The sequence below is a fragment of the Bacillus sp. FSL L8-0152 genome (assembly GCF_038006365.1).
In the GTDB taxonomy this organism is placed as follows: domain Bacteria; phylum Bacillota; class Bacilli; order Bacillales; family Bacillaceae_G; genus Bacillus_A; species Bacillus_A cereus.
On record NZ_JBBOVB010000001.1, the window covers coordinates 4,600,752 to 4,625,629 of the forward strand.

Here is a 24,878-nt window from a genome sequence, read left to right on the forward strand (position 1 = left end):
GCTCACCACCCTTAAAATTCCGCTCTTCTTTTTTGTTCACGATCTTGAAGTTTTGTAGTGTAGGTGTAACTTCCATTTGCAAGCTCTTTTCCATCTAAAACATTTGTCATATTTACAGTTAATTTCAGTTCTTGCTCTCTACCCACTCTATCTGGGAATATAGTTTTTGCCATAGATGGGTTGTTATAAGCTAATTGCGGTTGCGTGTATCCGCTAAAATTGCCAAACGTATTTTGTGGAATACTATATTGATTTGTTTGGAATCCAAAATCAAAAATAGATGGCATATTCCCCATCTGCTTCTTAACGGTTCCGACTACATTTTTCGCTGCATCAACAACAAACCGTTTTCCTTTATCCATACCAACCCCAACACCTTCTGGAACTGCGCTACCGACTGGAATCATCACTTTAGACGGACTGTTAATTTCTAGTGCTCCAGAAATAGTCTTTTTAATCTCTCCAGCAATGCTTTTCGCCTTACTATATAAACCACCTGTCGCATCATCCAACCCTCTTTCGAGACCTTCTATAATGGATTTACCAATGGAACGTAGATTTATAGTACTGAAGAATTTTTCAACTGTATTCCACTTTTCTTCAATATCGTTCTTTATCTCCCGCATTTTATCACTAACAGCTTTTTTCTGCTCTTCAAATTTTCTTGAAACTGTATTTTTTATTTCTTCTACCTTGCTATTTGCAGAGTTTTTCATATCTTCATATTTGTTAGTAACATCTGACCACATTTCTTTCATTTTTCGAATAACATCATCTTTCATAACTTGATATTTCGATTTCACTTGGCCAGTTTCCCAGTCTACCTGATTTGCATGTTCACCAGCTTGTGCTTTTGCTTCACTAACAATTTCTTTATGTTTGTCTCGCGCTGTAGAAACTGTACTATCATACTGACGTTTTGCCTCAGCAATGATTGCGTTCGCTTCATCAGCATTAATTGTTTTATTTTCATCACGCTGACGAATCGCTTCAGCAATTTTTTCATCACGTGTTTTTTTCGCATCTTCAATAACTTTATCCCTTGCTTTAGCGCTATTCTCTACGACTTCCGCTGCCTGTCTAGCTGAAATTTCACTAGCCTGCACACGCATATTTTCAAGAATAACCTTTTGCTCCATTTGATTTTTAGACATGTGCTCAACAGCAACTCTGTCCATTTCATCTTGTAATGCTTGTAACGAGATGCGTTCGGATGTTGTTAATTCTCTATTTTCCCTAGCGGCTGTTTGTAGAATTTCTTTAATTTTATTTTCTTTTTCTTGTGTTTTTAGCTTTTCTTGTTCATAGTGCTGATTTAACTGTTCAATTCGTTTGTTCTCTTCTTCAGCAGTTAATACATATGAATCAGCAAAGAACTTTTTAAGTCCTTCTATTTCTTTTTGCTGCCTTGCATTGGTTTTTTCAATGATTGTATTAGCCAATTTATCATATTGACCAATCAACTTCTGTGACTGTTCTTCAGTTATTACCTCATGATTCAATCTAATTTCAGTTAACTTTTGTCTAATACCATCAGATAACTTGAAATACTCGCCAAGAACTTTCTTAGTCGATGCGCTTACTTTCCCTTCTGTATTCGTAGCAAAGCGATCAACTGAAGCAATACTATCTTCAGTTGCTTTTTGATACGCCTTATATGCGACAACTCCAGTTCCAATAAGAGCGGCTGCTATTAAACCAACAGGCCCAAGAAGCACTCCTAATGCGCTTCCTAACATACCTACCGCAGCACCAGCAAGACCTGCAGCACCACCAGCAATTCCTAATGATGTTGCTAACGCTCCAATACCTGACATAACCATCCCAACTGCAGCTAAAACCACACCGATTGCAGCAGCAACAGCTGTTAAAGCAAGTACAATACCACCTGTAATTGCTATTGCCTTTTGTACAGGCGCAGGTAAAGAGTTGAATCCATCGACAAGTTTTTGCAAACCAGCAACAAAAGCACTAACTACAGGAGCAAGTGCATCACCAATTGTCTTTTTCATTGTAGAAAATGCTGAATCTAATAAAACAATTCTTCCTTGGAGAGTATCAATCTTTGTTTTTGCAACATCAGCAGCCGTAACTTTAGACATTGCATCCCACATCTCATTGACCCCATTTGCGCCTTCTTTAAAGAGAATAGTCGCACCACGTACGGCATCCGAACCGAATAATGTTTCTAAAGCCATACTTCGTTGCTGATCTGTTAAACCTTTCATCGATTCATGAAGTGTCCCTGAAATATTTTCTAAACTTTGAATATGCCCCTGTTGATCATAAAATTTTGATGATAAGAAAGCTGAACTCGTGGCTAATTCACGGAATGTCGTATCACACTTGTCATTCCACTTTTTCGCACCTTCTATTTTCATTACATATCCTTCTAGAGCTTGTTCAATATCGCCAACGCTCCTTGATGCTGGTTGTATACCGTTTTTAACAAGAAAATCATATCCAGCTTGCGCGTTGTATGTTATAAGGCCTAAATCTCTCATTTTGTTATATGCTTCTTTTGTTGTTGGATTTAAACGCATGAGCATGGTTTTTAATGAAGTACCTGCATCTGAACCTTTTAAACCATTTTGGGCGAATACCGCCAAAGTTGTAGCTGTATCTTTAAATGTCATCCCTGCTCCTGCCGCTACTGCTGAAGAAGCAGCAAGGCCATATTTTAATTCGCGTACATCTGTTGCTGATGCGTTTGCTGCACCTGATAATATGTTAGCTGCATCCGCTACTGAAAGATGGTCTGCTTTAAACGCATTTAAGGCTGTTGATGCAATTTCTGCTGCTTCACCTAAATCTAGTTCCCCAGCAGTTGCCAAATTCAGAGCGCCTGATAGACCTCCGTTAATAATATCTGTTAAACTGACACCGGCCTTTATTAATTCCTCGATACCTTTCCCCGCTTCTACAGAAGAATACTTTGTTGTTTCCCCCATGTTGACAGCTAATTCACTTAATTTTTTCATTTCTTCTCCAGTAGAACCAGATACAGCTTTAACATTGGCCATTTGCTGTTCAAAATTCATAGATTCTGTAATTGCGGACTTTAAACCACGCCCTATTGCATACGTCATTCCACCAAAGACAATACCAATTTGACTTCCTGCATTTTGCAAATGATTGCCCAGTGTTTCCATACGATTTCCAAAATTCAGTAGTCGATTCCCTTGTTGCTCAAGTTCATGATTTGACTGTCGTAATCCTTGTTCAAATCGATTTAATTCAGCGGTTGCCCTATGAATTTGTTCTGCATAACGTTGCGCTGACTGACTTGCTTCCCCTTCTTCAGTTTTGGCTCGATTATAAGCTGACTGAAGTTCCCTAATTTTCTCCTTTTGTTTATCTACCATACGAGATAGAACATCAATTTTTGCTCGCGTCTGTTCAGTAGCATTGGTATATCCATGCATTCCAGTTGTAACCGCTTGGAATTCCGCTTGTAAAGATTTCAATGAATTATTTAATTTATCCATTGCTGTTTGTTGAGCCTGACGATTCACTTGTTTGAGTTCATTCTCAAATCTATTTAAATCCGCAACGGCTTTATTGACTTGTGCAGCGTACCGCTGAGTAGCAGCATCATTTTCTCCTAATTTAGCTTTATTTTGATCATAAGCTTGGCGTAATGCCTTAACTTTTTCTTTCTGAGCTTCAATTAGTCGAGTGAGCGTATTCAATTTCGCTTGTGTTTGCTGACTAGCGTTAGCAAAACCACCCATTCCTGTACTTACAGATTTTAACTCGTTCTGCAGCGTCCTGACTGCACGGCCTGAATTCGAGATACCTTGTCGAAAGTTTACGTTATCAAGGGAAAGTCTAACGACTAGATTATTTATTTCGTTCGCCATAGTCTCACCTCCCTCGTTAAATAATGTTTTCCGCTGGCACTTCTATTTCGTTTGAATTGGAGCCTTCATGATTTTCATTTCCGTTTTCACGCATTTTCCGATTAAGCCTCAAATAATGCCATATATCCATCTCGTTATCAATGTGATGGTGTTTGTACCCTTGTTGCAATAAAGAGAGGTAGAGTTCATCCATAAACTCGCTGAACGTCAACCCTCCTCCCTCTATACGTTTGGGTTTTCTGCTCCATCAGTTACAGGATTCGCACCCGCTGCCTCTACGGTTTCGCTAACCAGAGCATTAATTACATTTGTTGTCGTTAATAAAAATTTCCGAGCGTCTACACCATCCCAATACTGATCCACTGTAAACTGTTCACCGTAAACTTGTACTACATATTGAACCATCTTATCTAAATCTGCCGCTTCAGGATTATTTGGGATATCTGCAAGTTCAGGAGCTTGGCGAATTAAACGAGCTGGAATGAATGCTGGTAAGTTAAAAGTTTTTTCTTCGTTATTGATTCGTAAAGTTAATCTCATAATTTATTCCTCCTTAAATAATTAAAAGAGAGAGCTTTTGCTCCCTCTTACTTTCCTGTTGGTGGTTGTGTTACAGGCTTCTCGTATACCTTTTTAAACCAATTGTCTCCGATAGCTTTTGTGAATGTAGGTTCGTCAGCATCAGCTGTAAATTTAGGTCTATCATCAAAGTCACGTTCAATGAATGAACCTTTAAGTTTTGTAGTTTGGAAGTTTGGTTTATCCTTCTTAGTTTCAGCTTCTTCTTCCTCTTGCGAAAGTTTCCCTTTGAGTAACCAAACATAACGGTATTTACCATTGGCCTTTAAAAAGCGCCATCCAATTGCTAAATATGGCTTTTCTCCCTCTCGTTTTTCATCTAATACGCCATCCGTAACTTCTGGATACCCTTCAATATCTGCTTTCGCTGATAAGGAAAGTCCACGAACTTCAATTTCAACTTCCACTTCTCCGTCAGATTCAGCAATCTCTGATTTTTTATTATCACTCCACATAATTTCTGAAGCTACTTTTTTAGAAGTTTTAACCTTTACTGCCCCTTCTAACTTCTTTACATCTGCATATGAAACACCTGATGCATCATCTTTTAATAGTTTTGCATAAACAAGACTATCTACACCGACAGTCGAACTAATTGTAATAATTTCTCCAGCCATTTATAACTCCACTCCTTTCGCGAATCGCATCGCGTAATGAAAGATTTCTGTATCATCTTCGTATAAATCGGCAACCGCATATCGTGAGAAACCAATTTTTTTCATAATTTCATTCACTTTTTGATGGATTGCCGTTGTACTGCTCTTCGCCCAAACATCAATTTGAAACAAGATTTCACTTTCAATTTCTTGATTATCTGCAAATCCATCTGGCCTATTATCTAATTCAAAATACGTAATTCGCGGAAACTCTTCTGCTTTTTTTGCTTTACGGTAATAAATTCGTTTTCCACCCAACAATGAAACAAGCTCTTGATCATTCTCAAGAGCTTGTAAAATATCAGGCCTTAAATTTATCACAGATTCAACCTCATTTCGTTCTTTAAAATATCTGTCATAGCACGTACAGCTTCCGCTTTTGAGGCATTAAAACCAGGCTCTATAAATGGATGTGCTGGCATTTTGGATGTACCCCATTCATGGAACTTCAAATAGAACCACGGGGAACGATCCGCTTTATTAAGACCAATTTTTACTGTTTTTATTCCACCTTCAAGTTTAGCTTTTGTTACCTTTATCTGATCCGCACCATGTTGTCCTGTACGCCACGGTTCACTTTTAGATCGTTTTTTGGGGCTTGTGCTTCTTGGAGCTCGTTCTGCAATGGCTTTACGAATAGGTTCACCGCCAGCTGCAAGAGCTTTATCTTCAATTTTCTCTCCTCGTAACCCCATTTGATCTAATTCAGTAACTAAACGATCAAATCCTAATAAATCTAAATCTATACCATCAGCCATTCATTTCACCACGTTTCCACATGATTAATAAAGTATGATCTTGAGTTGGGATAACGGAAACAATATCATAAATCACGTTTTTGTACTTAATTTTCATATCTGCACTTACATCATCCCGATTTCTGATTTCTGTTTCCCCTTGAACCTCACTATTAGCAGCCGCTGCCTCAAAATATTTCCTTCCCTTTAAATAAACGAAAGAGCCCCATACGGTAAAAGCATCTTTATAGCCATCTATTGGATCACCGTCAGGCCCTTTTTTATTTTCATCTTTTACTTGAAATGTAAGCCTTTTATCTAATTTTGCAGGATTCATTTTCTTTCCTCCTGAGGCTCTGGAGCATATTGAAGCTGTAATATCATACTCTGAACAATGGCTCTGATTTTTTCACTGGCTTTTTCACCTACAAGTAGTCGGTTTTCATACCAATCAGCTGCCAGAAATAAACAAAGCAACTTAGCATCTTCATTTGTTTGAGTAAATGTTTTGCCAGTTGCTTTGTAAATATATAATTCAGCTGCTTTAATTAACATAGTGATGGTTTGGTCATCGTCCCCATCCACTCGAATCCATTCTTTAGCTTCTTCTAAGGTAACAAGCATTCAAATGCCTCCCTTGTTTATCCTTGAGGTTGTTCAACAGGAGCACTTAAATCGATTTCTCCATAAACGGCTGCTTCGTTATCCCACATTTGTACATCATCACGTTGAATTGCACGTAAATCTAATGTATTACGAGTAAATGCTTTACCACCTACATCTGTAGAAGCTAATTCCATATCTTCGCGTTTAAATAAGACAATAGTTTCTTTTAAATCACCGATAATAAGTGGCGCTTTTTTATTTGTAGTTCCTTTTGTTTTTAAAAAACGATTCGAAACAACAACGACTGGATTAGTACCAGCAAATAGCTTTTTATTTTTTTGCGTTGGGTCTGACTGTAAAATATATTTTCCATCTTTATCTTTTAATTTATCTAAGTAATTAAACCCATCTTGATTTGTAAGTAAAATTGCATTCGGGGAAATCGCTGGGTCTAATTTAACATTTAATACATCTTTAATGTCATCCAGCGATTTAATCGCTTGCTTTGTTAATTTTTCTATTACGTTCAAGATTAACACATTACGTGTAACTTTAGATTTTTTGCCCAACCAGTTAATTACATACTTTAGGATGTTTTGATCACTATCTTGAAGCAATGAACGAGATAACGGTAAAATACCCGCTCTATCCTTCACAGCATATTGTACATTTGAGAATTTCGGATTATCAGTTTCTGGAATTTCGCCCATTTCAGTGATTTCAACAAATGGAATCATTTCTGAATTTTTCTCTAATACTCTTGACCCTGAACGTGTACGCACTGGCTCAACAGTTACATATTGCTCAAGTGCATCAAAAGAACGAGATAATTCATTGATTTTTGTTTGAATATCTTGAGGAATAACAAGCCCTCCATCTTCCCCAGTTAACCCAGACATTGCGCGTTTTTCTAAATCATTCTCAAGAAATTCACGTTCTTCACCATTTAATGGTTTATTACGCAATGCTTTCATAAATACATCACGGTATTCCATTTCACCATCTACATTGCGTGTTTCAACTTCTCGTCCGTTATTTCGTTCTTCCGTTTCTGCTTCATCTAATGAACGTTGTAAATCAACCTTTTTCTGAAGTGATCGTACTTCTTCCATCATTTGTTCTGCTTCTGCCACTTTATCTTCTCCCATAAGAGAGCGCACTTCTTCTTTTTTCCCTTCTAACTTAGCTAATAATTCACGTAATTCTTTTGACATTCAAATCACTCCTTAAATTTATCAATAAAAAAAGAGCCTTATATAAGCTCTAGTTCGATTTGTAATTTTCTTTTCCTAAACTCATCAGCTACTCGCTTTTCTCCAGCTTTAAAATCATCCAATGAACGTACACTTACTTCATTCGTTGGATATGCAGGGAATGCAACCGGTGATATTTCATATAGTTCAGCATTCAAAATCGAACGCTTATAAAGCTTTCCATTTTCACGTTCTTCCGATGACCATTTGTCTTTTGTAACCTTCATCCCAAAAGAAACTCCATCAACATCTCCACGCTTAATTAATTCCCATGCGTCATTCCCGACAGTTGTATTAGGAATATCTAATTCAAATCGTAATTCTTTCTTGTCATTTTCGATTCGTAAAGTTTTACTTTTAGTATTTCCTAATACTTGAGATGTGTCGTGAGACCATAAACCTACAACATCACGAACTTTTAAACTTTCATCAAAAGCCCCTTCAGCAATCTCTTCTACGAAAGTATCGCCCCACCAATCACGCATTTCAGCACTTTCATTGTTATATTTTATCGATCCAGAAATTGTTCGTTTTCCTTCGTCCTCATTAACTTCACGGACTTCAATAGTCATTGGTAAAGCTCTAATTTCCTTCATTTCCTTCTTTGCTGACTTCTCCACTAGTATCACCTCCCTTCAAATATGCCTGTCCAGCCATATCAATCGGCAACATATTCCCATTAACAAGTAACCGATCTCCACCAGCTTCTGGTGGTAAATCTTCCTTACTTCTAGCTTCGTTAGGTTTAAGAAAACCGCCTTGAATACCTGTTCTGTAAGCTTCATATCTCGTTTTGATATCCGCTCTTAAAATAGCATCTACATTGAATTTCGAATAAAACCCTTTATCCAACTCACTGTCTAAAAATAGCTTATACGTCATTTCTTGCTCATACATCGTTAAAGTAGCTTGCAATGTATCGGTATAAAATTGCTGTTGCTGCTGCTCAATATTATTTAAAGTCGCTTTACTCAAATCATTTAATTGATGCATTTTAATGCCGAATGCAGTGGCGATTTGCCTAATAGTAAGTTCGGTATTTTCAAGAAATTGAGCATCTGACATATTTAATGAAATAGGCTGAAATTGATATCCTACTGGCATTAATGCGATACGATGGCTATTTTGAAGACCGCTAGACATTGACTCGAAATTTTCTCGGAAAATCTTCTTCGCATCATCATTTAAATCACCAACATATTGAACTAATCCCTTTACCTGTAACCCCTGTTTGTAAAAGTTATTTATGAATTTATCAGCTGAAGCTGAATTTTCTAATGTGGACTTTAAATATTCCATTGTAGGGACACCAACAAGACCATCAAGAGTTATTCCGTTTTTAAAGTGCAGAATCTCTTCTGGCTTTAACACTCTTTGTTGTCCATTCATATTTACCACATACCACATTTTAGTTTTGGAATTTAATAAACCAACGTCATCAATGTACACTGTCACTTTAGAGGCATCTATCGGCCATAAAGCTTGCACTTTCCCTTTTCTATCAAATTCTATGTTAGCGTAGCTATTGCCATATAAATTTTTTTGAGCTTCTAATGCCCCAAAAAAGTTCATGCTAGACATGTATGGATTAGGCCTTAGTCTCAATAAATTATTGAGATAATGCCTAGTCCCGCGTTGAATTCCGTATTCATCTTCCTGATATATTTTCAAGGGTAACTTTGATACAGATTCAGATAGTATTTTGATACATGCAAAGACTGTAGCGACTTTTAAAGCATTTTTGCCTTTAACGCTAATATCACTTGGAGAAATCCCTAACCATTCTAATAATTTTTCATCATCTTTATTTAACTCTATTACCTGCGATGTTTGACGTTTTTCAAAATTAAAGAACTTTTTAACTGAATCCACTATTTTCACATGTTCACCCCCTCCCTAGTTCCATAACTTGCCTAGAAAGTCTTTATTTGCAAATTCAGATACATCAAACCTGACACTTGCTCCATACATAGCCCTAGCAAACGCATTTAATACCGCTGCTGCTGGATCGATACGATTTTTACTTATTTTTTTCGAAATCATAATGTTTTCCTGATCATCCATTTTAATAACAGCATTATTAAGCGCCCAAAAAAGGACTGGATCTCCATTATGTTTAACTTTCTTTTCATATACTTTTTCTCGAAAAGTTTTAGTTGGAATGGATAAATTAGCTATCCTTTGAGGGATTTCCACGCAAACAAACCCTTTATTCTCTAAATTTTGCGCTAGATGCAATGCATTCCATTTATCATAATCAAACTCTTGAATTTCTTTGTCTTTAGAAAAGTTTTCTATCCAAGATTCAACTATTGTATAATCAACCATTTCACCAGGTGTTAAAGTCAAATATCCTTGTTCAGCCCATAAGTCATAACGCACTTTATCTGTAGCCATCTTTTCTTTCAAACGCGCTTCAGGCATAAAAGAATGTTGTCCAACAATAAAATCACCTTCATCATCCATTCCAACCCAACCAACACTTGTTAAATCCGTTGTCATTGATAAGTCGCAACCTATCCAAAGAGTTGCATCTGAAAAATCAAGGTTATCTACTTCGCATTTTTGCCATTTTGACATATCCATGTATCCGTTGTCCTTTTTATCGACCCAAATATTCATATTTTTTGTTAAAAAGGCCCTCATCTTTTCAGGTCTATCAAGAGCAACCTTCAAATCTGAACGTATACCTTCCAAACCTTCTTCATATGTTGCTACGATTGGGTTTGCTTTTATCCAATTCGACTCATCTTTGATATCATCATTCTTTTCCAATTCGCAGATCATAACGAAATAATCATCGTTTTCTACACTTTTTGACGGGTCTAAGATATCACTGACATACTCATACTCTCTATAACAAGGCCTTGATAAGTCGAAACCAGCTGTTGTTATAATAAACATTAACGGCTCTTTCCTTGCCACCATACCAGACGATAAAACATCGTAAATTTCATCAGTTTCATGTGCATGATATTCATCGACAATTCCAAGAGACGGGTTTTTACCATCACCAGTTTTTCTAGCTTCTTTTGAAAGTGGAACGACAACTGAGCCATTTTTAAATATTTCAATAGTACTGTAAGCTTCTTTCCATTTCCCTTCTAACAATTCGCTAGAACTAATCCCTGTTTTTACAGCCTCATAAACTTCAGATGATTGGTCCCTTGTCCATCCAGCGATATAAGCACGTTGTTTTTCTTCTCCAATAAATGTACAAAAAGCTGCTACAATAGCAAGAAACTGAGATTTAGCATTTTTACGCGCTAATTGAATAAAAACTTTTCTAAATCGCCTTGCTCCATTTATTTTCTTTTTGAATCCGAAAATATTAGCCGCTAAAAACAATTGAAAATCAGTTAATTCTATGGATTCACCTGCCAAAATCCCTTCAACGTGCTTAAATTCCTTTGCAAACCAGTAAAAATCCTCTGCTATCTCTCCATCAAAATAAAAAGGACTGTCTTCACTTTGACACTCCTCATAATCCCTTATAAATCGTTCGATGGCCCAACGATGTTTTTTACAACTATTTATTTTTCCGCTTAAAATATCCTCGCAATATGCAAAAACCCGTTCCATTATCCAGTTCATATACGATCACCAAAACGCTTTTGCGCTTCACTTTGTTTTTGTTGTGAAGTATCTGCTTCTGGAATAACTAATTTTAAGCGGGATGTAATGGTCAAACCTAAATCACTAGCTGAAGAACGACATTCATTAAATAAAAGATTCTTACTTCTTTGCATTTGAGAATACAATTTAAAATCATCTGTAGGTTTTGTTTTTCTTAGTAGGCGAACTATTTTTATATACTGGTCTTTAGAATCGATATACCTTGCTAAACTGTCCACATCTAAGTTGCTGAAAATTTTCAACCTGACTAATTCAGCGGCTAAAGTATCAAATTCTCTTTTTTGTGCCGCAGTCAAATAAGAAGGAGCTTCAATTTTATCAGTATGCCCCCGCAATGCTTCTTCTTGTTTTTCTCGTCTATTTTTCTCACTTTTTGTAATGTGATTTGATCTACCTTTTCCCTGTATAACAGAGAGTGGTTGTTTATTTCTTCCAGCCATGATTACACCCCCTTAAAAAAATATGCAAAAACGGATTTTTCTGCGAAGTTGAGGGGGCGGCGGTACGGGAAGACCACCCTGAAAGTTTTTCGACCCACCCCTACCCGTATTTCTTTTTGTCTTCTGCTGTTTTTCTGTTGTGACATGGATTACAGAGTGATTGTAAGTTTTCTAATTTTAATTTTAAACTTGGATCAACTTTTATTGGAATGATATGGTCAACCATATCTGCAACTTTAATCTTTCTGTTGTTCTTACAATGCAGGCACAACCCTTTGTCTCTCATTAGTGCCTGCTCTCTTAACCTTTCCCATGCCTTTGACTTATAGAAAGCCGTGCTCTCTTTGTCCCGTTTGAATCGGTCATAGTATCTATTCTTATCCTGCTGCGTTTCCTTCTCTTTGTATCTATGTTCCTCACAATATCTTTCACGTGTGAGATTATAACAATGAAATTCGCAACATGGTCTGAGCGGTTTCTTCATCAGCGTTCACTTCCTCCAAGCTCCTCCCCCTTGATTATGCGACCTTGAATTGAATCAACTGTATGATTAACTGTGGACTTCGATAACAATTTACCTTCACAATAGAGTTCCACTGTATCACTTCTATTTGTAAACTTATCCATAATCTTTTCTAATTTGTCCAGTGCATCTGTACATTCATTAGCAGCTTCAATCACTTCTTTAATTCCTTCTAATGCCTCAGTTGTATCTACACCAACTTGTATTGTTAGTTCACTATTCTTATTTTGATTTACTTGCTTCTCGACTGGTCTATATGGTTTCTCTATTGTCGGGCCGCCACACTTAACGCAGTTCATTCCTTCTAAAAAATGACCAAACATTACTGTACGACATTCTTTATCTCTACATTCTAATTGTGTTTTATAGTTCATTCTGCATCCTCCTCCAAAATAAAAAAGCACCATCACTTGGCGCTTTCTTTTTTCTTATTCACCTGTTGAAACATCATTGGCCCGTTGCAATGAGGACATTTCCAACCGTCACGTATCTTATGAGAAGTCTCTTCAAATCCGCAGTTTCTGTCTAAACACCAATGCTTTGTTAATGGCATTTTCAAACCTGCTTCACCTCTCGCTTTGCTCTTTCAAACCTCTTCCTTAACCGTTTCATTTCATCTTCAATAGCGAGATTCTTTTTATTGATCCGCTCATGACACTTTGCTATATCTGCTTGACACTTACGAATCTTATCATTCACATACGCAGCTACATGTTCATGATTACAATGAGGACAAATAAAGAAACACTTCTCAATACGATTAGGAAGTTGTTCTACTTGCGGCTGTATGTCATAACTCTTATCACATTTAGAGCAATACACCTGCATTCATTCCCACCTCGCCAGTCTATGGATCATTGATTATTATTGAATGAATTAATTAATATCTCGCGTGTTAACTCAAATGCTTGCGCTTCAGTGAATCCAGCTTCTTTAAACTGCGTGAAGGCAGCGAATGTCATTTTTGCAGCCAAAGCGAAATCTAACATTGCATTTCCCACTTGTTCATTTTGCATATCGTTAACGATTTTATTAAATGCGTTCATTCAGTTATTCTCCTTTTCATATCCCTTTTTTAATTTCTTTAATATTCGTTTGAACTTCCAGATAAAATACTTATCTTTTAACCGCACAAAAAAAGAAGGACAAAACTGTTTGTAGTTTTCTTTATCCTTCTTCAATAATTCTTCTAATGATGTTCCGATAAGATAGTCATTTGAGTATGGCATAAAAACATGTTTATACATTTTGTAATGGGTGAAACACCTTGCATTTAATCCTATATCTTCCCTAATTTTAAGATATCTGACATATATCGATTCATCTACAGGGAGTAAACCAAGAGCGACAATTTTCTTTTGTAAATCGTCATTCATAAATCTCACTCCTTACTCTCTAAAAACTCGTCAATCGCTTTCCCTAGTAAACTGATTGTCGCTTCTCTACGTTCTTTAGGAGTTGTATTATCAAAGAGATCATTATGGATTGCACTTGCTTGCGCTAACTTCTGGGCATCAATATGCTCATTAACCATTTTCTCGCCAAGCGTTGAAATACAATATGTCATTACAGCTGCTAGTTCTTGTTTAGATAGCTTCTTCAATTCTAATCACTCCTGAATCTTTTTCATTGTTTCTTCTGCTACTAATTCCATCACACCATTATCTATTTTCTTCACTAAGTACTCACCTTGTATCCCTAAATGAGGGTACACCACTTTTATTTTATCGCCTTTTCGTATAGCAGCTTGGCCTAGCGCATCTGCCTTCGTTTCTACCTGAAGCACTTTACGTTCTAGATATTCTAATCGCATCGACAATTCTTGTACATCCATCGCCTAATAACCTCCAAAACTAAAAAGAGCAACCGTGCACCAGTTGCCCTTCTGTTAAAATTGTATGCTATCAATATAAATCATTTTTTCAACCGTTTCGATTCATTTTAGGAGTGAACCTAAATGATACCTTCTCGCTCCACGAAATTAATTAATCGAACAAGTTCAGCATGTTTCTTTTTTATATGACTAGAACTATAATTTACTGCCTCTGCTATTTCTTCTAACGTCATACCATCTACATATTTCAATTTGAGTATCTGATTTTCTAATCCTCTAAACTTACTAATTAACTTTTCTAATTTATACATATCGTTCATCTTATGTGCTAATTCGTATTCAATCGCTTCAATGCGTTTTTCAACTTTTGCACCTTCAGATTCTGCTGTTAAACGTACTTCTCTCAAATCACCACTGACCCAGCGTCTTAATTCAGCTTTTGTCTTATCTAAGTTGTATTCCAGATAGGCTATGTCTTCTTCTAACTTTTGGTAATCTCTCAGCCAGTTAAACAAATGATGATTCACCTACTTTCATATTTCCAGATCAACAACCGCATTTCTGATTGTCGATAGGTGTCAAAATGCCTCGTTGTTTATTCCTACAACTTGTACATATGTTTTGCTATAATGGATTTACATTGCCATCTGGAAAAGTGACTTGTCCCCAATGAGTTGCTTTTCCTCTTTTTATTTTATGATTCCTGATTTCACAAAAATATTTCTCCAAGCTGCCGCAGTCCGTTCTTTATCGATTTCCTTTTGACGATTCAAAATAGCTCTTTTAACATGTTTTTTCTTCCCAGTTCTCATTTTTTATACTCCCTTTCTTAATAAATCCATTCCAATCCCCACGCAATGTGTATAACAGGCTTGTACACTCGAATAAGAGCTTTTTCACCGATAAGGTCTTATGATATTCAAAAAGTTATTTCCGCCTCAAAATGGACAATCTGAGAAGTCACTTTATTCGAACTTTTGTTCTTCACTAACATTTATCTCACTGACTTCATTTATGATGACCCCTTTGTCTACTAAATCATCCTCGGTTCTTTTTAAGCATTTAATCGTATCAATAACTTTTTCCTTCGACTCTGCTTCAACAACTGCCTCATATACCTTTAATTCTGTGAAAGTCACATTAAATGTTTTCATTCTTTCGACTCCCTTTCTCTAAAATTACAATTTTGTTTAGTTTTCTTCACATTTACAATCGTGTAGCCATTCATCACACTTACTACATTCACATTCGCAGTTTTCTAGTTTCTCATCACATCTAGAGCAATAATCTATGACTTCATAAATCACTTATTTCCCTCCTTACTAAGTTCCTTAATAGTCCGAATCATCCAAGCAAAACTGTTCGCTTCAACTAATATGCATTTACCTTGTACCAAACTGGCATCACATATCAGGTGTAGCTTTTCGATTGTTGTCATTTCCTTTTGCTCAATTGTTTTTTCCCAGCCCATTTTGTCTCCTCCAATCAAATAAGAATTTTGTTTAGTCTCACAATAGTTCTTTCAAATCAATAGGCTCAACCATTAATTCACGCTGTTTATCCGCTGTACTTGTTCCACCCCAAAACATTTCGCCACTTCCTACAATAAACGCTTCAATTACTCCACCTGACCTGTACTCTGATTTAAAACCAACAGTTTCTCCGAATCTAAATAACTTACCTGGTTCTAGATCTGCTAACTGTATCAAACCTCTATCTCCTTCTTTTTCTCCGTTTCTAACAAGAATCTTTTCAAAACACTCTTTGCATATACCATTATGATTACCGCGTTTTCTGCATTGGTTACATTTTAAGTCCATTCTTTCTACCCCCTACCAAATAACTATTTTGTTTAAATTTCATGTAATTCGCCAAGATAGGCTGTGACATTTCGAATGTGCGCTTCTCTGTTTCTTCTCCCACTCCAAGTTTCCATCCCTGTAATTTGTATGCTTGGAAATCTCTCTTCTAAAAGTTGTACCAGTAGTTGCTTGTTTGTATCATTGTCAGCTAAATGTGCTTCTCTATCTTCCTCTGTGAAAATAAATCCTTTATTGCGCAGTTGTTGTATTTTGTCTTCATCTTCTTCCTTATCCGATACAGGTGTACTACTAAATGATCTTGAAAGCCTACCTAATTGAAATCCAAACTTTATATCTAATCCGCCCCATTTGCTAAAACTCATTTCCGAAATGTAATTGAATCCAAGTTCATCCCACCACTCATCAATTTTGCGAGTTAAACCTGCTAATTGCTCTTTTAATCCATCAATTGGCTTCATTTCTGCCATCTGTTGTTCCAATTCGCGAATACGCATATTGGCATTACGAATCTCTGCGTGACGCTCTGCTCTTTCCTTAGCAAGATTAGAGTCATAGTTTGTTGCTTTTGCTACATCCGAAATGTGGGACTCTGATAGTGAAATTAATATCCCTTTCATTTCTTCAGTTAAATTATCTTTTGATAACCATTCATGCATTTGTTGTGCTGCAAAGAACAAATCCTTTAACCCTTTTAAAGCAACTGCCTTTTGATCTGCATTTAAAACAACTAATTTCTCTTGGCTTTCCATCTCTCAGTCCCCTTTTCGATTAAAATAACACTTTGGTTAAAATCTTTCACACAAATCCTCTAACCAGTAAGGTTCTTCAAGCCAATGCCCTTCATCTTGATCGAAACGATAGTATAAAATCTCTCCATCTTCATTTACAAAAGGGTTTGTATATGTGTCATAAGGCTTACTTCCTTCTGGATAATAAGTCATAACTTCTTTGCCTAACATCGGACAATGAATTTTTCCCCATTCAATGGCATTTATCCAATTAAGTTCTTTCATTATTTCTCCCCCATTCTTTAACAAAATTCAAATAAATATCCTAGAGATAAACTGTATTTTTGTTTTATCAAGAACGATTATTTCTTGTTCCCCTCGTCTTAAAAATAACGCAAGAACATCCCTTTTCTTCACCTTGTATTCCACGATTGTATTAACTCCCCGCTCATTTGCGAATCTTGTAGCAATCAACGAATCAAGAGTATATGCAATCCAGTCTTTTTCATTTGGCCTATGTGCTCTATATACCGTAATGAAATAGGGTAATCGTTCGAACATTTTAAGTTCACTGGGCTTCATAATGCATTTCTTCCGTTTTGGCCTCTTACTATTAAACAGTTGTTTCCATAACTTTAAATCTGAATGGCCTGAATAACTCACCCACAATGTAGAAAGAAAAAACCAATATCCATAGTTAGTAAGTCCCTCGCACACTTCAGAAAAATACTTTATTGCCTCTGGAGTGCCCTCCCTTTCAATAATCCCCTTTCCAACCTTTGCGTCATATGGATTCCAATTAAATCCTGAGTAAATATCCACACTTTTCACCCGCCTTAATTCCAAAATATACGCACTTTTACAATCGCCCTTTGTATATCTTCTTGATCTGGACTTCATTGAATCCCTCGTATACCATAAACACTTCAGGAAACTGACTCAAACACATATCAATAATCATGTCCTCTGTTGTTCTAATGTAGAAATACTTAACTTCGCCCATGTAATCATTGTGTAAGTAATAACTCTTAATCTCGTGATGGTAGCCATTAGCTTCCAAGACTTCATATAGCTTGATTTTAGTTTCATCTATATCAAATATCGATAGCTGCTCCATGTCACTTTCTCACTTAATATCCATTGTTCTGACGTTCATGGTTAACCTTGTTTTTCTCAATGTATTCATATTCAATTTCTTCTAACGAAAAGCCCAACATTTCCCCTAAACCAAGATAATGGGCTAATAGGACATCTGCCCTAAATGCTGTTGGTTCTTCTTTTAATCGTATTGCTAGTTGATACAATTCGAAAAACTGCTCTGTAACTGTCTCGCAACGCATAGAAGCAGGAAAGTTGATTTCTGTTTTCAAATCTATGCAAAGTCCAATTGCAAAGTGTAATCCATCAACGTATTCTTCTAAAAGTGGATTTTTATAGACTTCTACTTTACAACCATCATCTAATACTTTGATTTTCCCTGTAGGTATGCTAGTTCTCGGTTTACGATCATTGCTCCAAAACTTAAATACTCTCCATTCCTTCATGCATTCGCCTAATTCATCTAAAAACGCTAGTATCCTAAATTCAAATACTTCTTCTCTAGAAAGATTTTTTGACTCTAAAACTCTTTTATCCAAAACGTTCTGCGTTGCAAATAACTTTTTAATATCCATTAAGAACACTCCTTTTTTAATCGATGACTGGGCAAAAAAACCTTCGCTTTCTTTCGTTAAAAAAATGCAAGTTGTCCATCTGGCCGTTGTAATAACTTAACCTCTTCTTTAGTTTTTTCTTCTATATGATGATTTTGAACTGGTACAAAATCAGTAAACCAATGTATCGGAAAACAACCACAAAATTTCTTGCGCTCCCGATCATGCCAAAAGCGGCAATGTTTCCCCATCGGCTGTACGATGTAATCTTTAAGTGGTTTATCTTTATACCCCTTTTTTCGCCAAATCAACTGAGCTCTATAGAATAGGTTTGCATTTAACTCAGGTGGATTCGGTTGAGGTTCTGGTGTCCATACTTCCTTTTCCGTGATTTGAAACCTTTCAGCTGGATAGCAACCAAAATGCGCTCCTTTACGATTAAATCTGCTTACATAATAATGACTTGGTTTAGCAGGGAATAAAAAGTACTCTACTTTCTCCTTTAACAAGTCTGAGTGGTCTACATCGATACAAACACCTCTCGTAACACTCAATCTTGAAGCCCTCCTTCTTTACCAAATTGAGCAGCTCTTTGATTAATCTTTGCTAATATACGGCTAATTTGCACCTGACTGTATCCCATTTGATTTGCAATGTTTTGTTGCGTCATATTTTGTAAACGCATATCTAAAACGATATATTCTTTAGGAGGCAATGCAGCTTTAAATCCTCTTATTACAGCTCGATTAATGGTTGTTTCTTCAATATCTTCCGTTTTAGTATCTTCTATCATTGTTTCTAATGTCAGTTCTTCATTAGCTCCAGATGCATATACAACCTTATTAAGCGAATCCGTGCTAGGCTGATACTCCAAAGCCATTTTCACTAAAGTTACCGGTTCATTCAAAATGTCTGCTATTTCTTCTGGCTCCTTATCCGCTAACTGTTGATTTAAAATCTTTCCTTTTACTCCATATACGGTTCTTTGCACTTTTATTTTTTGATTATCCCGAATCGCCCTTCCTATTTCCCCAAGAATTTTCGGAACAGCATACGTTGAAAACGCACATCCAAATTCAAGGTCGAAATTATCTCGTGCCTTTATCAAACCGATCATTCCGAATTGTGTTAAATCCTCAATATCTAAACCAGTATCACGCTCTATACTGGCCTTTTTTTTCGCATACCTTTTCCATACGCAATGATGTACAAGTCTTCCGTATTTATCCATAAACTCATCATCTGACATTTCACGAACACTAACTATTTCCTTAGCTTGTCCCTTTTCTTCAGTCATTTTTGCTCTCTCCTTTTTCAAATTTAGGAAAGTGCTTTTCTCTTAACTTATTTAATGCCGTTTTAAAATCAATATCAGACTGTAGCTTATTATCACTTAGCATTTCAAACAGATTATCCACAAAGTTTTTTACCCTTTCATCTGTTTTACATTTAATTAGCAGTTGCCTTAACAACATATCAAACTCTTCCATCAATTTATTATTTTGACCCTTTATTTCTTTCATTTCTCCGCACCCCTTTTATTAGAATCCAATGTCTAAATTTACAATTCGTTTGTCAGTGGTTGTTTTAAAAACAATCGTTTCATCTTTTGATACACCATTTAACAATCTACTTGCTAGCTTCGGATCGTATTTTTGAAATAATTGAGCACTTGATAAATTTGAAGTTGTGATTGTTGTTTTATTTGCCCCTTGTCGTCCATTCGTCACACCATAAAGTATTTTATGAACAAAATCGCTTGCTTCTCCGTTTCGATTCATCGAACCACTTTCAGCCCCTAAATCATCAATTACAAGGAAATCTACATCCACCATTAAACTGATACAATAATCCATTGTGTATTTTGACTCTACATTTCTAAATGAATGCTGTATTAATCGAATTAGCTTTTCAATCTCTACGAATAAGCAGCTTTTCATATTTTTAAAAGCATGTTCATCATTTAATTTCTCACCGTCTGATATTACCCAATAGTGTTTGACTAATTCATACAGCATCGCATACGCTAAATGGCTTTTTCCTACTCCTTGAATCCCTGCAATGTATACATTTAAAAACTCACCGTTTTTTATACGTTCAATAATTTTCATAGCTTTTTCTTTGTTTTCTTTCGTTTCTTGACAATCTGTGTTGTATGTAGACAATCTTGATTCTGTAATGGATTGGTTTTCAATGATACTGTGTTGAAAGAGTACGTTTTTCTTCCGTTCTCTATTAATCTTTTTATAGTGATTATTTGCTTGTTGAAATAAAACCGAATTTTGCTCTTCAACCATGCAGCGGGGGCAATATACAGTTCCTGCATCATCAATCATTTTCCTAACCAATTTAACAACTTCTTTCCCGTGTTTATTAAAGGTGTGTTTATCACAGTTTTCATCTGCAAATTTTAAATTGGTGAGTTTTTCAAAAGAATCTTGTATCCTTTTCACATTTATTACTCCTTTCTAAAACGGCATTTTCCCCCTAAATCCAGGTATAACTATCTGATCTCCATGTTGTTGATTAGACATGTTGACCGTTTCATTTAAGTAGTTGTCAAAATGTTTTTGTGCAAATAACGTGCTTGGTCTTAAAAATTGATCTAGTGGTTTTCCATCAAAACTTTTCTTACCAAGCCATTGTGAGGTTTTGTTATCGATAACTTTTTTAAAGTCCTCTAACTTATACCCCTCATTCCATCTAGCGCGAATCAACTTTCTATGTCCTTCTGCTTTAGGATTGAAGTTTTTATTTGCTTTTTCATTGAAGTAATCCAATATATCTTTATATGGTATTGGATTGGACTTTGCGTCTGATTTTAAAGACGCTTTTGCTTTTGTTTTTGTTTTTTCTTCTTCCGATTCTTTTTCTTTTTCTTTTTCTTTTTGTTCTTCTTTTTCTTTTTCTTCTTCTTCTTTTTCTTCTTCTTCTTCTTGTTCTTCTTCTTGGTCACGTATCGTTAACGTATCGTAGGACGTATCGTTAAAACCCGAATAAAGATTGATTTTTCTTTTTAAAACTGCATGATCTGTATGTTCTAAAATAAATTTTATTAGAGATAAATCTTTCACTTTATCAATTTCTCTTTTAAGACAATCTTCAATTGGTTTCCCGCCTCTATTCAGGTTGTATTTGCCCCAATTTTTTATAGCTATTTCTCTTGTCGTTTTGTTATATTTGATTAATTTATGATGGCTTTCAAAACGTTCCAGTAGTGCTCTAGCCGATTCTATTGATAGTCCGATTTCAAAAGCTATCATCTTAGGTGTGATTTCATATACTCCCAATTGAGTTGTGTGGGGATTAGTCAAAAGATACACCATAAACAATTTGTCTTCTGGCGTCATATCTTCTGATACTTTTACGTCTGTCCAAAATTCTGTATGCACTTTTCTAAAAAGAGCCATAATAACACCCTTTCCATACATCGAGCGTGTATGTTATATTTCTAATAAGTATATTTTTATAAGTATTTTTATTTAGTAACTTGTTGGCGCAAGTTACTTTCTTTGTTTATAAGCCTTAATAACATGAATCATTGAACTGGTTTTAAATATCTTGGTCTATATTTTTTAACTTCTTGGATCTCACCAGTACGGTCATTTGTAATATATTCTTTTCCGCCCTTTTCTTTATGCTTTGTGTAAGTATCGATGCCTAATCGCTCGGCAAACTCTTCGGTTAACGTTTTTTTACCTTGCATTTTCTGCAATTTATTCAAAATGCTTACAGAGGCTAAGTTGAATAGTGTTATATCTTTAAAGTTTTGGTAATCCCATAAAAACTCCATGATTTTCTCTCCAATAGGTGAATCCATTCCGATTTTTTTAATTTCATTTATGGTAAAAAAGTAATCTTTCATTTCATAACGAGCGCCATCATAATTTTTATCGATTGGAAATATATTTATAAAATCCCGCGGCGTTAACACCTTCATTAAATTTTCTAAATAGCTTATTAAAAGAAATCTATTCATTAGGTAGTCATAATTCGAAATATCATTTTTTGACCTTGAAATATATCTAACTCCTGAAAAAATTGCTTTTTTATACGTATCCTTGCTTAATGATTTTGTTTCCTTATCTTGTTCCTTTAACTCATTAACTGCATTCATAAACATTCTGAGATATATCTCAACATAATCTGGCTTACTCTCGTGTATTCCCTCAATAACCCGTAACTGATCCATTACCTTTGCCACCTTTTCTTTTTAAGTTTTTGACTCAGAAAAAAACGAATGAAAATAGCCTTACTTACTGCATTTCTATAAAATCCATTTGTGCATTTAAAAACGATATTTCCTCGCTTAATACAATTGGTAGCGTGTATTCCTCAACTATTTTTACTGCTACATTTAAGTGACAACGTTTAATTGCCTTATGACTTTTCACGCCAAATTCGCGGTATAATTGGTTATAAATATCACGGTACACTTTTCCTCTTAATCCACGATTTCTATAGGCATTAGACTGTTTTCCGCCTAGCAATATGACTCCTTGACGCTTTACGGCTGTAGAGATTTCATCACATTCAATTGCGAATAATGGTGTATTTTCTTTCAAGTCTTGTACATCCGACTTTATCTCTTCGATTGCTTGCTGCTGGCCTTCTAATGCTTCGAATGTAAGTTTTAAAATGCTCATTGGGTCTGTAGCCACTTGATTCTTTTCCCTCATGTTGAAATATCCGTCAACAAATTGATCGTAGATATCCCATGCTTTTTCATCTTCTAAAATTTTTAGTAATTTAAAATATCCTCTTTCAGAAAGTAAATAAATATTACCGTTACGCCCACGATAAGAATTTACGGCTTGTTGTGTAAATCCATATTTTTTAATCTCGGTATCCGTCAAACCGACACCTAACAAATCAATAATGTCTATCCCATCTTTAAACCGTTTTCTATTTTCGTTAATACGTTCATTGATTCGTGATGATTGTCTCCCATGAATAACGGCTATATCCTTAACTAACATTGCTTTCTTACCTTCACCGAATCCCCCCTCAATTCCAGTAAATTCATATCCAGCTATGTTTCTTCTTCCTAAAAGACGTATTTCACTTGCTACTGTTAACTGATCCATCTTATTCCCTCCTAAACTTATAAACTTGGAATTACACGAGTTGCGCTAGTATAACGGTGTACTAAATGCATTTCTCCATCCGTTTTCTTGAAAACCAACCAATTATCAGGATTTAAGCTGTACGATTTGAGATGCATTTTTTCACGTTTAGTCAATCTTTTTCCGTTTTTCATTCATTACTCTCCTTTCAGGCTTGTCCACTATATCTCCTCACTTCATTAAGCTATGCTCAATGAAGCTTAAAGCCTACTTTTCTTGTTCAGTTGCAACTAAGCTTGGATTTTTTCTTGTAACTTTTACTTTTATGCCAAATCGCAACTGGTATAGTTCTTCAAACACATCTTCAATTCTTTGGTCTCCATAGACTTCTTCAATAATTCTTAATTTCGTTTGTTTAACCACCAACCTCATCACCTCTTGATAACACCATATGATTCATTTTCACTGAGACAACACTCAAAAATTTTTATAAAAATATTCCCTGAGGGAACATTTAAGCCTAAAAAAAATCGACCTGTTCCTCAAACAAATCAACTACATCTGATTTCAACACATTCGCCATTCTAGAAGCTAAGTTATAAGAAATTTTCTTCTTATAATGATGGTTATTAATGAGCTTGTAACAATAACTACAAGAAATACCAAGTGCATCAGCTAATTCGTGATATTTATATCCAGAATTTTTAAATGCTGTTTTCAGTTTTGTTTCTTCTACATTTGTTTTCATTTGATGACTCCTTCCTATATCTGTGTAAATCACCTTAACATTCCCTGAGGGAAAATTCAAGACATATTTTTTTTGCATTTTATTAAATAATCGACTGTTTTATATCATTGATTTTCCCTACAGGAAACATTATAATAAACTCAACAAACCACTTATATGAGGTGATTATTGTGGAGTTTAAAGATCGACTGCGTCAATTACGAAAAGAGCGTAAATTAACTCAGACCGAGGTTGGCAAGGCAATTGGCGTTACTGCTGGCAGTGTTTCTAAATTCGAAACAGGTCTTAAACCAGCTTCTCGCGAAACCGTGGAACGTGCTGCTAATTTCTTTGAAGTACCTATTGATTTTATCTTAGGGAGGTCTGACTCTCGCGAAGTAGATGAGGATTTTAACAAGAAATACCACGGTATAAAGTCTCGATTAGAACAATTACCTGAAGAACATCAAGAAATCGTTCTACAAAATATGCTATCGATCATGGAAAGTCTTGAAAAATTAAATAATCCAACTGAAAAATAGTGGTGGCAACTGGATCATCACTATTTTTTAGTTTGTTTTAATATTAAATGCTGTTTCAATGTATCGTTGTATATCTTCTTCATTTTGAGAAGCTTCAGCAATACATTTTAGGAACGATTTTAATATCTCTTCTGTTCCCATAAATATATCCCCCTTCCGTCCTCTGTAGGTATATAATAACATTTCCCCACGGGAATATTCTGAAAAGTACAT

At 35.6% G+C, this 24,878-nt stretch carries 41 protein-coding genes; 1 reads left to right on the forward strand and 40 read right to left on the reverse strand.

Features of this window, described 5'->3' with window-relative positions:
* Positions 1-11 precede the first annotated feature (11 nt).
* The 40 genes from MHH27_RS23210 to MHH27_RS23405 all read right to left on the reverse strand — a co-directional run bounded on the left by MHH27_RS23210 (position 12) and on the right by MHH27_RS23405 (position 24,177).
* Positions 12-3,863 carry a phage tail tape measure protein gene (locus MHH27_RS23210; protein ID WP_340944222.1) on the reverse strand — a complete coding sequence of 1,284 codons (3,852 nt, stop codon included), beginning with the start codon at positions 3,861-3,863 and terminating at the stop codon, positions 12-14.
* A 16-nt stretch (positions 3,864-3,879) separates the two neighbouring features.
* Positions 3,880-4,056, reverse strand: coding sequence for a hypothetical protein (locus MHH27_RS23215; protein WP_262728156.1), 177 nt, complete (start codon positions 4,054-4,056; stop codon positions 3,880-3,882).
* A gap of 29 nt (positions 4,057-4,085) precedes the next feature.
* On the reverse strand, positions 4,086-4,403 hold the full coding sequence (gpG, locus tag MHH27_RS23220) for a phage tail assembly chaperone G (RefSeq protein WP_340944231.1): 318 nt from the start codon (positions 4,401-4,403) through the stop codon (positions 4,086-4,088).
* A 47-nt stretch (positions 4,404-4,450) separates the two neighbouring features.
* Positions 4,451-5,059 (reverse strand): major tail protein, encoded by a 609-nt coding sequence (locus MHH27_RS23225; protein WP_000896660.1) that lies wholly within the window; start codon positions 5,057-5,059, stop codon positions 4,451-4,453.
* Complete coding sequence (gene gp17 / locus MHH27_RS23230) at positions 5,060-5,419, reverse strand: tail completion protein gp17 (RefSeq protein ID WP_000609189.1); 360 nt, start codon at positions 5,417-5,419, stop codon at positions 5,060-5,062.
* Entirely contained in the window at positions 5,416-5,856 is a 441-nt protein-coding gene (locus MHH27_RS23235; protein ID WP_000763167.1) for an HK97-gp10 family putative phage morphogenesis protein, read from the reverse strand. The genes gp17 and MHH27_RS23235 overlap by 4 nt, the downstream gene beginning before the upstream one ends.
* On the reverse strand, positions 5,849-6,172 hold the full coding sequence (locus MHH27_RS23240) for a phage head closure protein (protein WP_153597889.1): 324 nt from the start codon (positions 6,170-6,172) through the stop codon (positions 5,849-5,851). The genes MHH27_RS23235 and MHH27_RS23240 overlap by 8 nt, the downstream gene beginning before the upstream one ends.
* Positions 6,169-6,459 (reverse strand): head-tail connector protein, encoded by a 291-nt coding sequence (locus tag MHH27_RS23245; RefSeq protein ID WP_061684671.1) that lies wholly within the window; start codon positions 6,457-6,459, stop codon positions 6,169-6,171. Before MHH27_RS23245 ends, MHH27_RS23240 begins: the two co-directional genes overlap by 4 nt.
* Positions 6,460-6,476: 17 nt before the next feature.
* A complete protein-coding gene (locus MHH27_RS23250) occupies positions 6,477-7,655 on the reverse strand; it encodes a phage major capsid protein (protein WP_086392737.1) in 1,179 nt (392 codons plus the stop codon).
* Positions 7,656-7,693: 38 nt separating this feature from the next.
* Positions 7,694-8,314, reverse strand: a complete 621-nt coding sequence (locus MHH27_RS23255; protein ID WP_001982892.1) for an HK97 family phage prohead protease — start codon at positions 8,312-8,314, stop codon at positions 7,694-7,696.
* Positions 8,277-9,575, reverse strand: coding sequence for a phage portal protein (locus MHH27_RS23260; protein ID WP_340944252.1), 1,299 nt, complete (start codon positions 9,573-9,575; stop codon positions 8,277-8,279). The genes MHH27_RS23255 and MHH27_RS23260 overlap by 38 nt, the downstream gene beginning before the upstream one ends.
* A gap of 15 nt (positions 9,576-9,590) precedes the next feature.
* A complete protein-coding gene (locus MHH27_RS23265; protein WP_340944255.1) occupies positions 9,591-11,288 on the reverse strand; it encodes a terminase large subunit in 1,698 nt (565 codons plus the stop codon).
* On the reverse strand, positions 11,285-11,770 hold the full coding sequence (locus MHH27_RS23270) for a phage terminase small subunit P27 family (protein WP_044798131.1): 486 nt from the start codon (positions 11,768-11,770) through the stop codon (positions 11,285-11,287). Before MHH27_RS23270 ends, MHH27_RS23265 begins: the two co-directional genes overlap by 4 nt.
* Before the next feature lie 100 nt (positions 11,771-11,870).
* A complete protein-coding gene (locus MHH27_RS23275; protein WP_322371963.1) occupies positions 11,871-12,254 on the reverse strand; it encodes an HNH endonuclease in 384 nt (127 codons plus the stop codon).
* Positions 12,254-12,667, reverse strand: a complete 414-nt coding sequence (locus MHH27_RS23280; protein WP_340944258.1) for a hypothetical protein — start codon at positions 12,665-12,667, stop codon at positions 12,254-12,256. The genes MHH27_RS23275 and MHH27_RS23280 overlap by 1 nt, the downstream gene beginning before the upstream one ends.
* A 181-nt stretch (positions 12,668-12,848) precedes the next feature.
* Positions 12,849-13,121 carry a hypothetical protein gene (locus tag MHH27_RS23285; RefSeq protein ID WP_340944261.1) on the reverse strand — a complete coding sequence of 91 codons (273 nt, stop codon included), beginning with the start codon at positions 13,119-13,121 and terminating at the stop codon, positions 12,849-12,851.
* A gap of 26 nt (positions 13,122-13,147) precedes the next feature.
* A complete protein-coding gene (locus tag MHH27_RS23290; protein WP_340944263.1) occupies positions 13,148-13,339 on the reverse strand; it encodes a hypothetical protein in 192 nt (63 codons plus the stop codon).
* Positions 13,340-13,669: a hypothetical protein gene (locus tag MHH27_RS23295; RefSeq protein ID WP_340944265.1), complete on the reverse strand. Its 330-nt coding sequence runs from the start codon at positions 13,667-13,669 to the stop codon at positions 13,340-13,342. It lies immediately after the preceding gene.
* Positions 13,670-13,674: 5 nt separating this feature from the next.
* Positions 13,675-13,896, reverse strand: coding sequence for a hypothetical protein (locus MHH27_RS23300; protein ID WP_340944268.1), 222 nt, complete (start codon positions 13,894-13,896; stop codon positions 13,675-13,677).
* A 6-nt stretch (positions 13,897-13,902) separates the two neighbouring features.
* Positions 13,903-14,127: a hypothetical protein gene (locus MHH27_RS23305; protein WP_340944271.1), complete on the reverse strand. Its 225-nt coding sequence runs from the start codon at positions 14,125-14,127 to the stop codon at positions 13,903-13,905.
* Positions 14,128-14,246: 119 nt separating this feature from the next.
* Complete coding sequence (locus MHH27_RS23310) at positions 14,247-14,642, reverse strand: sigma factor-like helix-turn-helix DNA-binding protein (RefSeq protein WP_000483567.1); 396 nt, start codon at positions 14,640-14,642, stop codon at positions 14,247-14,249.
* A 174-nt stretch (positions 14,643-14,816) separates the two neighbouring features.
* A complete protein-coding gene (locus tag MHH27_RS23315; RefSeq protein ID WP_001258960.1) occupies positions 14,817-14,939 on the reverse strand; it encodes a DUF3983 domain-containing protein in 123 nt (40 codons plus the stop codon).
* Between the two features lie 153 nt (positions 14,940-15,092).
* Positions 15,093-15,266 (reverse strand): hypothetical protein, encoded by a 174-nt coding sequence (locus tag MHH27_RS23320; protein ID WP_340944274.1) that lies wholly within the window; start codon positions 15,264-15,266, stop codon positions 15,093-15,095.
* Positions 15,267-15,430: 164 nt separating this feature from the next.
* Complete coding sequence (locus tag MHH27_RS23325; RefSeq protein ID WP_340944277.1) at positions 15,431-15,598, reverse strand: hypothetical protein; 168 nt, start codon at positions 15,596-15,598, stop codon at positions 15,431-15,433.
* Between the two features lie 37 nt (positions 15,599-15,635).
* A complete protein-coding gene (locus MHH27_RS23330) occupies positions 15,636-15,836 on the reverse strand; it encodes a hypothetical protein (RefSeq protein ID WP_340944279.1) in 201 nt (66 codons plus the stop codon).
* Between the two features lie 143 nt (positions 15,837-15,979).
* Positions 15,980-16,699, reverse strand: a complete 720-nt coding sequence (locus MHH27_RS23335; protein WP_340944281.1) for a hypothetical protein — start codon at positions 16,697-16,699, stop codon at positions 15,980-15,982.
* Between the two features lie 36 nt (positions 16,700-16,735).
* The gene (locus tag MHH27_RS23340; RefSeq protein WP_340944284.1) at positions 16,736-16,963 is read right to left on the reverse strand and encodes a hypothetical protein; all 228 of its coding nucleotides are present in this window, start codon (positions 16,961-16,963) and stop codon (positions 16,736-16,738) included.
* Between the two features lie 27 nt (positions 16,964-16,990).
* Positions 16,991-17,578, reverse strand: coding sequence for a hypothetical protein (locus tag MHH27_RS23345; RefSeq protein WP_340944285.1), 588 nt, complete (start codon positions 17,576-17,578; stop codon positions 16,991-16,993).
* Complete coding sequence (locus tag MHH27_RS23350) at positions 17,538-17,795, reverse strand: hypothetical protein (protein WP_044821898.1); 258 nt, start codon at positions 17,793-17,795, stop codon at positions 17,538-17,540. Before MHH27_RS23350 ends, MHH27_RS23345 begins: the two co-directional genes overlap by 41 nt.
* A gap of 13 nt (positions 17,796-17,808) precedes the next feature.
* A complete protein-coding gene (locus MHH27_RS23355) occupies positions 17,809-18,351 on the reverse strand; it encodes a dUTP diphosphatase (RefSeq protein WP_340944288.1) in 543 nt (180 codons plus the stop codon).
* A gap of 56 nt (positions 18,352-18,407) precedes the next feature.
* On the reverse strand, positions 18,408-18,884 hold the full coding sequence (locus MHH27_RS23360) for a hypothetical protein (protein ID WP_340944290.1): 477 nt from the start codon (positions 18,882-18,884) through the stop codon (positions 18,408-18,410).
* Positions 18,881-19,627 carry a sigma-70 family RNA polymerase sigma factor gene (locus tag MHH27_RS23365; protein WP_340944292.1) on the reverse strand — a complete coding sequence of 249 codons (747 nt, stop codon included), beginning with the start codon at positions 19,625-19,627 and terminating at the stop codon, positions 18,881-18,883. The genes MHH27_RS23360 and MHH27_RS23365 overlap by 4 nt, the downstream gene beginning before the upstream one ends.
* A complete protein-coding gene (locus tag MHH27_RS23370) occupies positions 19,620-19,853 on the reverse strand; it encodes a hypothetical protein (protein ID WP_340944294.1) in 234 nt (77 codons plus the stop codon). The genes MHH27_RS23365 and MHH27_RS23370 overlap by 8 nt, the downstream gene beginning before the upstream one ends.
* An 18-nt stretch (positions 19,854-19,871) precedes the next feature.
* Complete coding sequence (locus MHH27_RS23375) at positions 19,872-20,783, reverse strand: ATP-binding protein (RefSeq protein ID WP_000822421.1); 912 nt, start codon at positions 20,781-20,783, stop codon at positions 19,872-19,874.
* Positions 20,784-20,798: 15 nt separating this feature from the next.
* On the reverse strand, positions 20,799-21,740 hold the full coding sequence (locus MHH27_RS23380) for a conserved phage C-terminal domain-containing protein (RefSeq protein WP_340944297.1): 942 nt from the start codon (positions 21,738-21,740) through the stop codon (positions 20,799-20,801).
* 128 nt (positions 21,741-21,868) lie between these two features.
* A complete protein-coding gene (locus tag MHH27_RS23385; RefSeq protein WP_340944300.1) occupies positions 21,869-22,534 on the reverse strand; it encodes a hypothetical protein in 666 nt (221 codons plus the stop codon).
* 52 nt (positions 22,535-22,586) lie between these two features.
* Positions 22,587-23,417 carry an ORF6C domain-containing protein gene (locus MHH27_RS23390; RefSeq protein WP_000372564.1) on the reverse strand — a complete coding sequence of 277 codons (831 nt, stop codon included), beginning with the start codon at positions 23,415-23,417 and terminating at the stop codon, positions 22,587-22,589.
* Between the two features lie 17 nt (positions 23,418-23,434).
* Positions 23,435-23,590: a DUF6906 family protein gene (locus tag MHH27_RS23395; protein WP_000788394.1), complete on the reverse strand. Its 156-nt coding sequence runs from the start codon at positions 23,588-23,590 to the stop codon at positions 23,435-23,437.
* Positions 23,591-23,663: 73 nt separating this feature from the next.
* Complete coding sequence (locus MHH27_RS23400; protein ID WP_042883179.1) at positions 23,664-23,828, reverse strand: hypothetical protein; 165 nt, start codon at positions 23,826-23,828, stop codon at positions 23,664-23,666.
* An 88-nt stretch (positions 23,829-23,916) separates the two neighbouring features.
* Positions 23,917-24,177, reverse strand: a complete 261-nt coding sequence (locus MHH27_RS23405; RefSeq protein WP_340944308.1) for a helix-turn-helix domain-containing protein — start codon at positions 24,175-24,177, stop codon at positions 23,917-23,919.
* Positions 24,178-24,314: 137 nt separating this feature from the next.
* On the opposite strand from MHH27_RS23405, the gene MHH27_RS23410 reads away from it, so the two are divergent.
* Positions 24,315-24,665 (forward strand): helix-turn-helix domain-containing protein, encoded by a 351-nt coding sequence (locus tag MHH27_RS23410; RefSeq protein WP_000394560.1) that lies wholly within the window; start codon positions 24,315-24,317, stop codon positions 24,663-24,665.
* Positions 24,666-24,878 lie beyond the last annotated feature (213 nt).

Excerpts from the sequence above, each read along its gene's own strand:
- MHH27_RS23350 (WP_044821898.1), bottom strand. The coding sequence starts at position 17,795 with ATGGAGCAGCTATCGATATTTGATATAGATGAAACTAAAATCAAGCTA.
- MHH27_RS23275 (WP_322371963.1), bottom strand. The coding sequence starts at position 12,254 with ATGAAGAAACCGCTCAGACCATGTTGCGAATTTCATTGTTATAATCTC.
- MHH27_RS23270 (WP_044798131.1), bottom strand. The coding sequence starts at position 11,770 with ATGGCTGGAAGAAATAAACAACCACTCTCTGTTATACAGGGAAAAGGT.
- MHH27_RS23400 (WP_042883179.1), bottom strand. The coding sequence starts at position 23,828 with ATGAGGTTGGTGGTTAAACAAACGAAATTAAGAATTATTGAAGAAGTC.
- MHH27_RS23210 (WP_340944222.1), bottom strand. The coding sequence starts at position 3,863 with ATGGCGAACGAAATAAATAATCTAGTCGTTAGACTTTCCCTTGATAAC.
- MHH27_RS23285 (WP_340944261.1), bottom strand. The coding sequence starts at position 13,121 with ATGCAGGTGTATTGCTCTAAATGTGATAAGAGTTATGACATACAGCCG.
- MHH27_RS23335 (WP_340944281.1), bottom strand. The coding sequence starts at position 16,699 with ATGGAAAGCCAAGAGAAATTAGTTGTTTTAAATGCAGATCAAAAGGCA.
- MHH27_RS23245 (WP_061684671.1), bottom strand. The coding sequence starts at position 6,459 with ATGCTTGTTACCTTAGAAGAAGCTAAAGAATGGATTCGAGTGGATGGG.
- MHH27_RS23225 (WP_000896660.1), bottom strand. The coding sequence starts at position 5,059 with ATGGCTGGAGAAATTATTACAATTAGTTCGACTGTCGGTGTAGATAGT.
- MHH27_RS23280 (WP_340944258.1), bottom strand. The coding sequence starts at position 12,667 with ATGAACTATAAAACACAATTAGAATGTAGAGATAAAGAATGTCGTACA.
- MHH27_RS23240 (WP_153597889.1), bottom strand. The coding sequence starts at position 6,172 with ATGAATCCTGCAAAATTAGATAAAAGGCTTACATTTCAAGTAAAAGAT.
- MHH27_RS23340 (WP_340944284.1), bottom strand. The coding sequence starts at position 16,963 with ATGAAAGAACTTAATTGGATAAATGCCATTGAATGGGGAAAAATTCAT.
- gpG (WP_340944231.1), bottom strand. The coding sequence starts at position 4,403 with ATGAGATTAACTTTACGAATCAATAACGAAGAAAAAACTTTTAACTTA.
- MHH27_RS23380 (WP_340944297.1), bottom strand. The coding sequence starts at position 21,740 with ATGGCTCTTTTTAGAAAAGTGCATACAGAATTTTGGACAGACGTAAAA.
- MHH27_RS23315 (WP_001258960.1), bottom strand. The coding sequence starts at position 14,939 with ATGAGAACTGGGAAGAAAAAACATGTTAAAAGAGCTATTTTGAATCGT.
- MHH27_RS23305 (WP_340944271.1), bottom strand. The coding sequence starts at position 14,127 with ATGGATGTACAAGAATTGTCGATGCGATTAGAATATCTAGAACGTAAA.
- MHH27_RS23365 (WP_340944292.1), bottom strand. The coding sequence starts at position 19,627 with ATGACTGAAGAAAAGGGACAAGCTAAGGAAATAGTTAGTGTTCGTGAA.
- MHH27_RS23325 (WP_340944277.1), bottom strand. The coding sequence starts at position 15,598 with ATGGGCTGGGAAAAAACAATTGAGCAAAAGGAAATGACAACAATCGAA.
- MHH27_RS23395 (WP_000788394.1), bottom strand. The coding sequence starts at position 23,590 with ATGAAAAACGGAAAAAGATTGACTAAACGTGAAAAAATGCATCTCAAA.
- MHH27_RS23345 (WP_340944285.1), bottom strand. The coding sequence starts at position 17,578 with ATGAAGTCCAGATCAAGAAGATATACAAAGGGCGATTGTAAAAGTGCG.
- MHH27_RS23290 (WP_340944263.1), bottom strand. The coding sequence starts at position 13,339 with ATGAACGCATTTAATAAAATCGTTAACGATATGCAAAATGAACAAGTG.
- MHH27_RS23370 (WP_340944294.1), bottom strand. The coding sequence starts at position 19,853 with ATGAAAGAAATAAAGGGTCAAAATAATAAATTGATGGAAGAGTTTGAT.
- MHH27_RS23265 (WP_340944255.1), bottom strand. The coding sequence starts at position 11,288 with ATGAACTGGATAATGGAACGGGTTTTTGCATATTGCGAGGATATTTTA.
- MHH27_RS23215 (WP_262728156.1), bottom strand. The coding sequence starts at position 4,056 with ATGGATGAACTCTACCTCTCTTTATTGCAACAAGGGTACAAACACCAT.
- MHH27_RS23390 (WP_000372564.1), bottom strand. The coding sequence starts at position 23,417 with ATGGATCAGTTAACAGTAGCAAGTGAAATACGTCTTTTAGGAAGAAGA.
- MHH27_RS23250 (WP_086392737.1), bottom strand. The coding sequence starts at position 7,655 with ATGTCAAAAGAATTACGTGAATTATTAGCTAAGTTAGAAGGGAAAAAA.
- MHH27_RS23355 (WP_340944288.1), bottom strand. The coding sequence starts at position 18,351 with ATGGATATTAAAAAGTTATTTGCAACGCAGAACGTTTTGGATAAAAGA.
- MHH27_RS23235 (WP_000763167.1), bottom strand. The coding sequence starts at position 5,856 with ATGGCTGATGGTATAGATTTAGATTTATTAGGATTTGATCGTTTAGTT.
- MHH27_RS23295 (WP_340944265.1), bottom strand. The coding sequence starts at position 13,669 with ATGAATGACGATTTACAAAAGAAAATTGTCGCTCTTGGTTTACTCCCT.